General features: G+C 40.3%; 13 protein-coding genes. 7 read left to right on the top strand and 6 right to left on the bottom strand.

From position 1 onward, the window contains the following. The 4 genes from H7T98_RS07800 to H7T98_RS07815 form a co-directional block, all read right to left on the bottom strand. On the bottom strand, positions 1-557 hold a 557-nt coding region (locus tag H7T98_RS07800; RefSeq protein WP_201061611.1), incomplete at its 3' end, for an amino acid ABC transporter permease. A gap of 11 nt (positions 558-568) precedes the next feature. Next, positions 569-1,267, bottom strand: a complete 699-nt coding sequence (locus H7T98_RS07805) for an amino acid ABC transporter permease (protein WP_002886251.1) — start codon at positions 1,265-1,267, stop codon at positions 569-571. A 17-nt stretch (positions 1,268-1,284) separates the two neighbouring features. Continuing rightward, positions 1,285-2,118, bottom strand: coding sequence for a transporter substrate-binding domain-containing protein (locus H7T98_RS07810; RefSeq protein ID WP_201061613.1), 834 nt, complete (start codon positions 2,116-2,118; stop codon positions 1,285-1,287). A gap of 9 nt (positions 2,119-2,127) precedes the next feature. Next, a complete protein-coding gene (locus H7T98_RS07815) occupies positions 2,128-2,895 on the bottom strand; it encodes an amino acid ABC transporter ATP-binding protein (RefSeq protein WP_037611663.1) in 768 nt (255 codons plus the stop codon). A 285-nt stretch (positions 2,896-3,180) separates the two neighbouring features. Here H7T98_RS07815 and yycF point away from each other — a divergent pair, with 285 nt between their 5' ends. The 4 genes from yycF to H7T98_RS07835 are packed head-to-tail and all read left to right on the top strand — an operon-like array spanning position 3,181 to position 6,458. Then, the gene (yycF, locus tag H7T98_RS07820) at positions 3,181-3,888 is read left to right on the top strand and encodes a response regulator YycF (RefSeq protein ID WP_201061615.1); all 708 of its coding nucleotides are present in this window, start codon (positions 3,181-3,183) and stop codon (positions 3,886-3,888) included. After that, positions 3,881-5,221 (top strand): cell wall metabolism sensor histidine kinase VicK, encoded by a 1,341-nt coding sequence (vicK, locus tag H7T98_RS07825; protein WP_201061617.1) that lies wholly within the window; start codon positions 3,881-3,883, stop codon positions 5,219-5,221. The genes yycF and vicK overlap by 8 nt, the downstream gene beginning before the upstream one ends. Before the next feature lie 5 nt (positions 5,222-5,226). Next, positions 5,227-6,039 (top strand): MBL fold metallo-hydrolase, encoded by an 813-nt coding sequence (locus H7T98_RS07830; RefSeq protein ID WP_201061619.1) that lies wholly within the window; start codon positions 5,227-5,229, stop codon positions 6,037-6,039. Between the two features lie 59 nt (positions 6,040-6,098). Continuing rightward, positions 6,099-6,458, top strand: a complete 360-nt coding sequence (locus H7T98_RS07835; protein WP_037597735.1) for a YbaN family protein — start codon at positions 6,099-6,101, stop codon at positions 6,456-6,458. Between the two features lie 51 nt (positions 6,459-6,509). On the opposite strand, the gene H7T98_RS07840 is transcribed toward H7T98_RS07835, so the two are convergent. Together H7T98_RS07840 and yidA are read right to left on the bottom strand one after the other, a co-directional pair. Then, positions 6,510-7,724 (bottom strand): aminoacyltransferase, encoded by a 1,215-nt coding sequence (locus tag H7T98_RS07840; RefSeq protein ID WP_145516926.1) that lies wholly within the window; start codon positions 7,722-7,724, stop codon positions 6,510-6,512. A 1-nt stretch (position 7,725) separates the two neighbouring features. Next, a complete protein-coding gene (gene yidA / locus H7T98_RS07845) occupies positions 7,726-8,535 on the bottom strand; it encodes a sugar-phosphatase (RefSeq protein WP_073686307.1) in 810 nt (269 codons plus the stop codon). Between the two features lie 178 nt (positions 8,536-8,713). On the opposite strand from yidA, the gene H7T98_RS07850 reads away from it, so the two are divergent. From H7T98_RS07850 to H7T98_RS07860, 3 genes are all read left to right on the top strand, one after another. Then, on the top strand, positions 8,714-9,571 hold the full coding sequence (locus tag H7T98_RS07850; protein ID WP_201061621.1) for a GNAT family N-acetyltransferase: 858 nt from the start codon (positions 8,714-8,716) through the stop codon (positions 9,569-9,571). A gap of 92 nt (positions 9,572-9,663) precedes the next feature. Next, entirely contained in the window at positions 9,664-10,050 is a 387-nt protein-coding gene (locus H7T98_RS07855) for a DUF1934 domain-containing protein (RefSeq protein ID WP_002890847.1), read from the top strand. A 264-nt stretch (positions 10,051-10,314) separates the two neighbouring features. Continuing rightward, positions 10,315-12,999 carry a cation-translocating P-type ATPase gene (locus H7T98_RS07860; protein ID WP_201061623.1) on the top strand — a complete coding sequence of 895 codons (2,685 nt, stop codon included), beginning with the start codon at positions 10,315-10,317 and terminating at the stop codon, positions 12,997-12,999. The last annotated feature ends 36 nt before the right edge of the window (positions 13,000-13,035 follow it).

A 13,035-nucleotide genomic window follows, 5' to 3' on the forward strand; every position in this document is an offset into this window, starting at 1 on the left:
TATAAGGTAAAGATTTGACTAGGTTCGTAGTAACCACCCATCAAAATCTGACTCTTACCAAACAATTCTTGTAAGGCGATAACAGAGTAAAGGAAAGAAGTATCCTTGATAACTGTTACGAATTGAGAGATGATAGATGGCAACATCTTACGAATAGCTTGTGGGAAGATGATGTAAATAAAGATTTGTTTGTTGTTAAATCCTTGAGACAAGCCGGCTTCCGTTTGGCCATGGTCAATAGAGTTCAATCCCCCACGAATGATTTCCGCCAAGGCAGCTGAAGTAAAGACCGTGAAAGAGGTAATCCCTGCAGCGGTTGACTTGAGTTGGAAGACCAGGAAGATAATGAAAATCCAAAGCAAGTTAGGAACATTACGGACGAACTCAACGTAGATAGAAGCAATCCAACGAAGGATAGGATTCTTTCCGTTACGCATTACCGCCAGAATAGTTCCGAACAGGGTAGATAGCACGATGATGAAGAAAGACAAGTAAAGAGTCGTCCACATCCCTTGTGCCAAGAATTTAAGGTTAGTAGCTGATAAAACTTCTGACATAGTGGACCTCCTTAGTAAGCTTTCTTATTCTCTTCTTCTTTACGACGTGCCCAAGTAGCTAGAGGGAAACACATGATAAAGTAGAGGAAGGCAGCCCCAGCAAAGGCCGGCACATAGTTAGTGGTATCATAAGCCCAAGCCTTAGCCGTGAACATGATATCTGCCCCAGAGATGATGGCAACTGTAGAAGTGTTTTTGATCAAGTTAACCACTTGGTTAGTCAATGGTGGCAAGATAGTACGGACTGCTTGAGGCAAGATGATGATACGCATGGTATCAGCGTAGGTGAATCCTTGAGACAAAGCGGCTTCGGTTTGACCTTTAGGAACTGCCTCGATACCTGTACGAATAATTTCAGAGATATAGGCTCCTGTGTAGACACCCACACAAAGGATAGCTGTCAATGAAATTGGAATCATGACATGACCATCAGTCAAGATTGAAATCCCATAGAAGACAACCACGAATTGCACAAGCAAGGGTGTGTTCTGGAAGATTTCGACATAAACACGTGAAATGCCACGAAGGACCTTGTTGTGAGTCGAACTCATAGCTCCAAAGATAAGCCCAAGAAGAAGAGCTACAATCAAGGCACCAATTGAAATGCCAAGGGTGTAAAAGAAACCTTTGGCAAATTGCCCAAAGTTAGCGAAGAAAGCAGCCCAACGTTCAAGAGCGAAAGGACTAGCCGTTTCAGTTAAAAGATACATAAATTCAGGACTCCTTTCTATTTATCTTCAGCCTTAGCTGGTTTCAAGTGATACTTATCGTAGAGTTTTTGAAGGCTACCATCTTTTTGCCATTTAGCAATCAAATCGTTGGTATAATCAATCAACTCTTGGTTAGACTTACTTGAAGCAATACCGTACTCTTGTGTTTTGAAACCTTCATCAAGGATCTTGGTTTTATCACTTTCGTAACCTGACAAGATTGATTTATCACCAGCAAAGGCGTCAATACGGTAAGCATAGAGTGATACGGCTAACTCAGGATAAGATCCAAGTTGAACGTAGTCAAACTTAAGGTTATTAGCTGAAGCGTACTCTTCAACAGCAGCTTTGGCAGATGACCCTTGAGACACTCCAATAGTTTTACCGTTTAGGTCAGAAAGTTTCTTATAGCCAGATTTGGTTTGAACGAGGAAACCGATTTGGTCGTAGTAGTAAGGATTTGACATGGCATATGAAGCCTTACGCTCATCTGTAATGGTATAAGTAGCGATAAGCATGTCAATAGTTCCGTTATCCATAAGGGCTTCACGAGTTTGTGGGGTAACCGCTGTAAAATTCACCTTAACCTTAAGTTCTTTGGCAATTTTCTTAGCGAGGTCAATTTCCATCCCTTGATAGGTATTAGTTTCGGCTGAATAGTAACCAAAGTTTGGGACATCCTGTTTGACACCAACGTTTAGAGTCCCTTTTTTGACAATTTTTTGAATTGCAGCACTATTGAGTAGTTTACTGCTTTCATCTGCCTGACTACTTTTAGTGTTCCAGAGGAGAACTGCTAGAAAAGCTATAACAGAGATAGCTAAAATGCGACTAAGTTTCTTGATTAACATAAGTCCTCCTTAGGCGTCCACTTGGACACGATCAGAGTTGTGGTCGATAATCTTAGAAAGGAATTGAACCGCACGAGGTTCAGTTGGATTGTCAAAGAAACCATCCACATCCGTAGTGTCTACAAGAACTTGACCTTCAGCCATGAAAATGATACGGTCAGCCACACTACGGGCAAAGCCCATTTCGTGGGTTACGACAACCATGTTCATGCCACCTTTGGCAAGGTTTTGCATAACCGCAAGCACGTCACCGATAGTTTCTGGGTCAAGGGCTGACGTTGGTTCATCAAAGAGCAAGAGCTCAGGATTCATGGCAAGACCACGGGCAATTGCGATACGTTGTTTTTGTCCACCAGAAAGCATACCAGGGTATGAATCTTTTTTGTCCCACATGTTAACGTAGCGAAGGAATTTTTCAGCAGTCTTTTCGGCGTCTGCCTTACTGATTCCAAGAACCTTGATTGGTGCCAATGTTACATTTTCAAGAACGGTTTTGTGCGGGTAGAGGTTAAAGTGTTGGAATACCATACCCGCTTCCTTACGAAGCTCAACCAAATCTTTGGCAGAAGCTTCCGTCACATTATGTCCGTTAACGATAAGCGTACCGCTATCAATGGATTCCAAGGCGTTGATTGTACGGATAAGGGTAGATTTCCCAGACCCAGAAGGTCCCAAGAGAACCACAACTTGTCCTTTTTCAATTTCTAGATTGATATCACGAAGTGCATGATAATCTCCGTAGTATTTATTAACATTTTTAAATTCGATAAGTGCCATAAGAGCCTCCAAAAATTTTACATTAATATATGTAATAACAAGAGTGTATTTTACTATATATGTAGGAAAATGTCAAAAATGTTTGAAAATTCAATCATAAGGTTCGTTTTTTAACCGATTACACATAGCAAAGGTATCTCAAAAAACAAGGAAAGCTTGTATATTAGCTTAATATCTATAGTAGAAACTTGGTCCTTAACCTATTTTTTGGTATAATATGTTTGATATGTAAAGTTTTTTACTTTACAAAATTGAATGACTTAAGAAAACCGATGAGGTGTTTATATGAAAAAAATTCTTGTTGTTGATGATGAAAGACCAATTTCGGATATCATCAAGTTTAATCTGACTAAAGAGGGTTATGAAGTGGTTACGGCTTTTGATGGTCGTGAAGCATTGGAGCAGTTTGAAGCTGAAAAACCAGACTTGGTCATCCTGGACTTGATGCTGCCTGAACTAGATGGTTTAGAAGTTGCTAAGGAAATTCGAAAGACAAGTCATACACCAGTTATCATGCTTTCAGCTAAGGATAGCGAGTTTGATAAGGTTATCGGGCTAGAAATTGGGGCAGATGACTATGTGACGAAACCATTTTCTAATCGTGAATTGTTGGCACGTATCAAAGCTCACTTGCGTCGTACAGAGACTATTGAAACAGCAGCAGAAGAAAGCTCTAACTTAGGCAAGCAGGAGATTTCAATTGGTGAGTTGATTATTGTTCCAGATGCATTTGTTGCTAAAAAACGTGGAAATGAAGTCGAACTCACACACCGTGAATTTGAGTTGCTTTTCCATTTGGCAACTCATATGGGACAAGTGATGACGCGTGAACATTTGCTTGAAACTGTTTGGGGTTATGACTATTTTGGTGATGTTCGTACGGTTGACGTAACCATTCGTCGTCTCCGTGAAAAAATTGAAGACACACCTAGTCGTCCTGAATATATTTTGACGCGTCGTGGTGTTGGTTATTATATGAAGAATTATGACTAGTATTGGCTTAAACATCACAAGCTTTGAACTAGCCTTACTCTTTACGCTCCTTTTTGTGGCTTTCTACTTTATTTTTCTTGCTTATCGTGATTATCGACGAGTCAAAAATATTCGAAAGTTGACCAAGAGAGTCAAGTCCCTAATGGCAGGTAACTATAATGAGGAGTTACGCTTAAAGGGTGATTCAGAGCTTTTAGAGCTAGCTGACAGCTTGAATGATTTATCGGACGTTTTTCGTTTGACGCATGAAAATCTAGCCCAGGAAAAAAACCGCTTATCATCAGTCCTCTCTTATATGAGTGATGGAGTCATTGCGACTAATCGACGTGGTCAAATTACCATGATTAATAGCACAGCTCAGCGTTTGTTGAATCTAGATTTTGAAACAGCGACACAGATGTCCATTTTAGATTTATTAGATGGCGAAAATCCCTATACTTATAATGAATTGTTATCTAAGACTCCTGAGATTCATTTGTCTCGTCGAGATGCCAACGATGAGTTTGTGACCCTACGCGTTAACTTTGCCCTTATTCGTAAAGAATCTGGTTTTATCTCAGGTCTGGTTGCCGTCCTTCACGATGCCACTGAGCAGGAAAAAGAAGAACGGGAACGCCGACTCTTTGTATCAAACGTTAGTCATGAGTTGCGTACACCTTTGACTTCTGTAAAATCTTATTTGGAGGCACTTGATGATGGTGCTCTTGACGAAGAAATTGCCCCTAACTTTATCAAAGTTTCTTTGGATGAGACCAATCGTATGATGCGAATGATTTCTGACCTCTTGGCACTGTCTCGTATTGACAATAAGAGTACCAACCTTGACGTTGAAATGACTAATTTCACGGCCTTCATGACCTATATATTGAATCGTTTCGATCAGATTAAGAGCCAAGAAACCAATACAGGTAAAACTTACGAAATTATTCGAGATTATCCGGTAAACTCGATTTGGGTGGAGATTGATACAGATAAGATGACCCAGGTCGTGGATAATATTCTTAATAATGCTATCAAGTATTCGCCTGATGGTGGTAAGATTACAGTGTCTATGAAGACAACTGATTCACAGTTGATTGTTTCTATTTCTGACCAAGGTTTGGGTATTCCTAAGAAGGATTTGCCGTTAATTTTTGACCGTTTTTACCGTGTTGATAAGGCTAGAAGTCGTGCTCAGGGTGGAACTGGTCTTGGCTTGTCCATTGCAAAAGAAATTATTAAACAACATAAGGGCTTTATTTGGGCTAAGAGTGAGTATGGTAAGGGTTCAACTTTTACAATTGTGCTTCCATATGACAAGGATGCCATGATGGTTGATGAATGGGAGATGTAGTAGAAATGACCTCAGATTTAGGGTTTAAATATAGTATTTTGGCTTCAGGGTCAACTGGTAATTCCTTTTATTTGGAGACTCCAGAAAAGAAGATTCTTGTGGACGCTGGTTTGTCTGGTAAGAAAATCACAAGTTTGCTAGCTGAAATCGATCGTAATCCGAGTGATCTGGATGCTATCTTAGTTACTCATGAACACAAGGATCACATCCATGGTGTAGGCGTTTTAGCTCGTAAATATGGCATGGATATCTACGCCAATGAGAAAACCTGGCAAATTATGGATAGTAAAAATATGCTTGGCAAGATTGATAATAGCCAGAAACATGTTTTTTCTCGTGACAAGCTTCTGACCTTTGGAGACATTGATATTGAGTCTTTTGGAGTTAGTCACGATGCTATTGATCCACAGTTCTATCGCTTTATGAAAGATGGAAAAAGTTTTGTCATGCTGACGGATACGGGTTATGTTTCTGATCGCATGGCAGGTATTATTGAGAATGCTGATGGCTATCTGATTGAGTCCAATCATGATATTGAAATCCTCAGAGCAGGTTCATATCCTTGGTCAACTAAGCAACGTATCCTCTCTGATCAAGGTCACTTGTGTAATGAAGATGGAGCGGATGCTATGATTCGTACCATAGGTAACAAAACTAAAAAGATCTACTTGGGTCACCTTTCTAAAGAAAATAATATCAAGGAGTTGGCCCACATGACGATGGAAAATCAGCTGGCACGTGCTGACTTTGGTGTTGGAACTGACTTCAAGGTTTATGATACCTCACCAGACACAGCGACACCACTGACAGATATTTAAAACATAGCAAAAGAGCTACACTAATGCGTTTAGTGCAGCTTTTTAAAAGGAAAGTATTCATGAAAGTAATTTATCTCTCTCTAGGAATGTTGTCGTTAGGTTTGGGAATTCTTGGAATTCCGCTTCCAATCTTACCCACAACACCTTTTCTACTTTTAGCCATTGCTTGCTTTGCTAGAAGTTCTAAACGTTTTGAGAAATGGTTATATCATACTAAGCTATATCAAAGTTATGTAGCCGATTTTAGAGAAACCAAATCAATTGCCAAAGAACGAAAGAAAAAGATTATCATTCAAATCTATGTTTTGATGGGAATTTCAATCTTTTTTGCACCTATACTTTGGGTGAAAATCGGACTTTTTTGCTTGACAGTCTTCATCACCTATTATTTATTTAAGGTTATTCCTGATAAAGACTAAGATATCATCAAAAAATGAGACTTCCAAGATGGAGTCTCATTTTATATATTATTAATGTTTGCTACGTAATTTCTTACGGAGTTTATAGGCAAAATTGGCTGGTCCGTAAAGAGGGCTAACTGGAAGGTTGAATTCTCCAATGAATTGTTCAATACGTGGGTTAAATTTGGACTTGAAATTATACAAGCCACCATCTAGTGAATTTTCTATTCCTCCCATGTTTTGCCACTCAGCACCACGCTCGAAAGCGTGATTAGCTGTTTCATACCATGTCAGGATAGCTGGTTGATAACGACGGTAGTCTTCATCCATTCCTGCATAGATATTCTCAGACGTCTTGCCAAATTCAAGAACGAGTGTACCAGAGAGTGGGACCGTCTTATTTCCAGCATCAACTTTTTCTTGAAGAAAGTCAATTTCCTCTTTAAGTCTTTTGTGCTCTTGTTTATTGTTCTCGATTTTTCCTGGTTTAGTTTTTTCAGTGAACTTAGCTGCATCAGCAATGTTCTTTTCGAGTTGCTTATTGAGGTCTTTGAGACGAGCTGGTAAATCAAGAGTTGAAAGTGTAATATAAGAAGATTCTGGGTAGGTAGTCAACAACTTTTCATAATAATCAATGCCACGAAGGTGGATGTTCTTACGGGCCTCTGTCTTCTTCATCAAAGATGCGAATTGTTCCAGAAGTTCAGTACCACCAAATTGGACTGAAATCCCCTTATTTCGAGCAGTACGAACAGCCTGCTTGGTACTCTTAGAGAGTTGTTCCTCAGTGAAATCTTCCTTATGGATATTAGCCTGGAAGCGAGGTTGGATATTCTCAGCCATATCTTCAGTGAGGCCTGTCCATTCAATACCAAGAGCTTGGATGTCTTTGGCAATTGCCATAGTCTCTTTACGGATTTCAGCTTCTTGTGAAATCAAGTTTTTAGTCACAAAGAGGCTAGGGTCAAATTTCACAAAGAGGGCACGCTTTGTTTTGGCATATTTTTTAAGCGAAGCCATAACAAAGGCGAGCAACTCTTTATCTTGATAGTCCATAATAGGTCCACGAGGGATATAAATCATAGAAAAGCCAAGAGGGAGTGGCTGAATAAGGATACTAGCGACAGCAACGAGATTACCGTCCTGGTAGAAACCAAGGCGATCATTTCCCCAACTATCTTTGATTTTTGCCCATGAACTACTCTGTAATAAATTCGTTTGAGGACTGTCTATAACAAAGCGGTCATGCTCAGAAGTACTGAGTCCAGTTTTATAGGTATACATATTATTCTAGAACCCACTTTCTAATAGCGTAAGCGACACCAGATTCATCATTTGATTTTGTGATGTGTTTCGCAATTTTCTTCAATTCAGGATTACCATTTTCCATAACAACAGGAGAGCCGACGACTTCAAGCATAGCACGGTCATTTTCTTCATCACCGATAGCCATAGTCTCTTCTTTAGAAAGACCGAGTTTCTCAGCAAGATGGGTTACAGCAATCCCTTTGTTGGCTGTTTTCTTGAGAATTTCTAGGTAAAATGGTGTTGATTTTACAATGGTATAGCGGTCATAAAATTCCTGTGGAAGTTTAGCAATAGCTGCATCAAGAATTTCAGGTTCATCGATATACATGGCCTTAACGAATTCCTTGTCAGCTACCTCTTCAGGTGTACGATAGTAAATCGGCATATGAACAAGTGTAGACTCATGAACCGTGTAGCGTCCAATGTTGCGATTACTTGTGTAGATACCATCTTTAGTAATGGCGTGAGAATGAACACCAAGCTTGTTAGCTAAAACTTCAATGTCAAGGTAGTCTTCGTATGAGAGTGTCTCACGAATTAATTCATTACCAGTAGAAGTTTCTTGGACAAGCCCACCATTGAAGGTGATAACATAATCTCCGTCTTGGTTGAGGTTAAGTTCTTCAAGAAGAGGAAGCACCCCAGGAATAGGACGACCAGTCGCGATAACAACCTTTACACCAGCAGCCTTGGCATCTTGAATGGCTTGAAAGACTTCCGGTGTAACTTGACGTTGGCTATTTAAAAGCGTTCCATCAATATCAACTGCAATAAGTTTAATAGACATAATAATTACCTGTTTCATTTAGTTAGTTTCCCTTCTATTTTACTAAAATTTAGGCGCTTTGTCATAGTTCTTCCTGAGAAAAGTATTATTGCCTCTTTAAAAAAGTAGTTTAGGTAAAAATTGCCCAAATGCTTTTTAATTGGTAAAATAAGGTCAGATAAATAAAGGAGAGACAAGAGTGATTCGAGCAACCAACCAATTGACGGAAAAAGAACGAAAGGCAGCAAAAGCATTGATTGCTAGCTGTCAAGCCTATGACCAAACCTTTCGAGAACCTTATCTCTCCAATATGCTTAATTTTGATCCCAATATGCCGGCCTTTTTCCTCTATTATCAAGAGGGAGAGTTGCTTGGTTTATTAACGGTTTATGCGGATGACGAAGACGTTGAAGTAAGCATCCTTGTGGATCCGAGTCATCGTCGTCAGGGGGTTGGTCGTGCTATGTATAGAAGCTTTGAAAAAGATATGGCACCTTACCCTATTCGATCAGTGACCTTTCAGTCAGAGCGTGTTTTTCTAGATCGTCATCCTAATCTGGCAAGTCATTGGGGGGTGGTTGAGGATGAAGAGACCGAAACCTGGCTAGGACGAGATAAAACACCATATGCTCTGGATTCTCGTTCAGATGTCAAGGTGCTCTTAGCTGAACCTTCTTACCTAGATGAAATTGCCCAACTCCACCACCAAGCCTTTTCTGATCCAGAGGAAACGCTCGATGTGAGTCGCAGATACATTACAGAGGCCTTGAAGGATTCCGATGGCCTACTTTACATTCTCCTCGAAGAAGCTCAGGTCATTGGAGTTTGTACGGTCGATTTATCTGGGAATAGCAACTACCTCTATGGACTTGCGATTGCTGAAGCTTATCGTGGACAGGGCTATGGCAGCTATCTGGCAAAATCAGTCGTCAATCAACTCATTGCGCATAACGACAAGCCCTTTCAAATTGCAGTAGAAGATAGTAATATTGGAGCCAAACGTTTGTATGAAAATATCGGCTTTGTCAAACAAACCCAGGTGGTTTACTTGAAATAGAAATGGTAGACGCAATACTGATACTCTCTTTTAGTATAGAGTTGCTATTATCTTAAGTAGAAAAATAGTTTTAGAACAGAAAGGAATACTTAATGGAAATTAAAATTAAAAACAAAATAAAAGTAGGCGATCAAACGGAGATTATCGAAGAAATCCACACTTGTGAGGTTATGGAAAAAGGAGACTTTACTTATCTTGTTCACCATAATTCCGAGAAAGAAAAAGTGGTTATTAAGTTGAATCAGGATGAGCTAGTGATGACACGCTTTTCTAATCCTAAATCCATTATGCGTTTTTCGGCTAAGGTCCCTGCCTTGGTCCACATACCGACACCACTTGGTACCCAGCATTTTCTGACAGATACTAGTCTATTCGCCCATGACCCGAATGGCCAAACAGTTGATATTCATTATCAATTGAAACATCCAGAAACAGAAGACGTTTTTGCTGATTATGAATTAGAAGTTTCTTGGTTTTAATTTTTGAAAAAATAGAATCATTTTGCTTGAATAAAGAATAATTTATGATAAAATGTAAAGTACAAATAAGGGAGTAGCAGGCGACTTTAATCATGAGATTTGATTAACAGTTGCGATTATGTCGTCATTACGAAATTTTAGATTTCCGGCATATTCTTAAACAGCGAGACTTGTTTTTAATTAAACAAGTCTCTTTTTGTAAAATTTTTTATATAAAAAGAGTCTTGTTAGCCATTTTTCCCTATAGAGAAGGAGGAGATTATTTTGTTGAAAGAACAAAGTAAAGCCTTGTTTTATACACAAGGAGAGGAAGAAGTCCTAAAAAGCTTGGACACTTCCATTGATGGTTTGTCTACTGCACAAGCCAAGGAACGATTGGATGCCTATGGCTATAACGAGTTGGATGAAGGTGAAAAACGCAGCCTTTTGTCAAAATTCATCGATCAGTTTAAAGATTTGATGATTATCATCTTGCTTGTCGCAGCCGCACTTTCTGTTATTACAGAAGGTATGCATGGTCTGACCGATGCCTGCATTATTTTAGCCGTTGTTGTTTTGAATGCAGCCTTTGGTGTTTATCAAGAGGGGCAAGCAGAAGCGGCTATTGAAGCTCTTAAAAACATGTCAAGTCCTCTGGCTCGTGTGCGTCGTGATGGCAATGTGGTTGAAATTGATTCACGCGAGTTGATTCCCGGAGACATCGTCTTGCTTGAAGCTGGTGATGTTGTCCCTGCGGATATGCGTTTGCTCGAAGCTGCCTCACTTAAGATTGAAGAAGCAGCCCTTACCGGTGAATCCGTTCCAGTTGAAAAGGATATTACTGAGACGGTTGAAGCAGAAGCCGGAATTGGTGACCGTGTGAATATGGGGTACCAAAACTCAAACGTTACTTACGGTCGTGGTACTGGAGTGGTTACCAATACTGGTATGTATACTGAAGTTGGTAAGATTGCTGATATGCTAGCTAATGCGGACGAATCACAAACGCCGTTGAAGCAAAGCTTGGAGCAATTGTCTAAGACTTTGACTTATCTTATTATTGCTATTGCCTTAGTGACATTCTTGGTTAGTGTCTTCATTCGTGGTGAACAGCCCCTTGAAGGTTTGATGGTTGCTGTTGCTCTTGCCGTCGCAGCTATTCCTGAAGGTTTACCTGCCATTGTAACGATTCTCTTGTCACTTGGAACAACGACTCTTGCCAAACGCAATTCAATTGTGCGTAAATTGCCAGCTGTTGAGACTCTTGGTTCAACTGAGATTATCGCATCAGATAAGACTGGTACCTTAACCATGAACCAAATGACTGTTGAAAAAGTCTATACAAACGGTCAATTGCAAAGCGCTACTACTGAACTTGGTGCTGACAATACAACCCTTCGTATTATGAACTTTGCCAATGATACCAAGGTGGACCCAGATGGTAAGCTAATTGGGGATCCAACGGAAACAGCCCTTGTTCAATTTGGTTTGGACCACAACTTTGATGTTCGTGACGTCTTGAAATCAGAGCCTCGTGTGGCAGAGTTGCCATTTGACTCTGACCGTAAACTCATGTCTACTATCCATAAGGAAGCGGATGGTACATACTTTGTAGCCGTCAAGGGTGCGCCTGACCAATTGCTCAAACGTGTGACTCGTATTGAAATCAATGGTGAGGTTCGTCCTATCACGGATGAAGATAAACAAGCTATCCTTGCGACTAATAAGGACTTGGCAAAACAAGCTCTTCGTGTCTTGATGATGGCTTATAAGACAACGAATGATATTCCTACCTTGGAATCTGAGGTTGTTGAGTCTGATTTGATTTTCTCAGGCTTGGTAGGTATGATTGACCCAGAACGTCCTGAGGCGGCAGAAGCTGTTCGTGTCGCTAAAGAAGCGGGTATCCGTCCAATTATGATTACAGGTGACCACCAAGATACGGCAGAAGCTATTGCCAAACGTCTTGGAATCATCGATCCAAATGATACGGAAGATCATGTCTTTACTGGCGCTGAGCTTAATGAGCTTTCTGATGAAGAATTCCAGAAAGTCTTCAAACAGTACTCTGTCTATGCGCGTGTGTCTCCTGAACACAAGGTTCGTATCGTCAAGGCTTGGCAAAATGATGGCAAGGTTGTTGCTATGACAGGTGACGGGGTTAATGATGCACCATCACTTAAAACAGCTGATATTGGTATCGGTATGGGAATCACAGGTACAGAGGTTTCTAAGGGAGCTTCTGATATGGTCCTTGCCGATGATAACTTTGCGACAATTATTGTTGCCGTAGAAGAAGGGCGTAAGGTCTTCTCAAATATTCAAAAATCAATCCAGTACCTCTTGTCAGCCAACATGGCCGAAGTCTTTATTATCTTCTTTGCCACACTGTTTGGTTGGGATGTGCTTCAACCAGTACACCTTCTCTGGATTAACTTGGTAACAGATACCCTTCCAGCCATCGCTCTTGGTGTTGAGCCAGCAGAGCCAGGTATTATGACTCATAAACCTCGTGGACGTCAATCGAACTTCTTTGATGGTGGTGTCTTCGGTGCTATCATGTATCAAGGTGTTTTCCAAACTATCCTCGTTCTTGCAGTATATGGTTGGGGTCTTATTTTCCCAGAGCACCATACACAAGCAGAAATTCATGCGGATGCCCTTACAATGGCTTTTGCAACACTTGGATTAATCCAGTTGCTCCATGCCTTTAACGTTAAATCTGTGTATCAATCAGTCTTTAAAGTTGGTCTCTTTAGAAACAAGACTTTCAACTGGGCAATTCCAGTAGCCTTCGTTCTTTTGATGGCAACTATTGTAGTGCCTGGGTTTAATAACCTCTTCCATGTGTCACACCTTAGTTTGACACAATGGCTTGCAGTTATTGTAGGTTCTTTCTTGATTGTGGTATTGGTTGAATTAGTCAAAGCTATTCAACGTGCCCTTGGTAAGGATAAGGACGCTATTTAAGACATAAAGTCAGAGATAATGGTCTCTGGCTTTTTC

It is taken from the genome of Streptococcus sp. 23.2 (assembly GCF_016648665.1).
GTDB lineage: Bacteria > Bacillota > Bacilli > Lactobacillales > Streptococcaceae > Streptococcus > Streptococcus salivarius_E.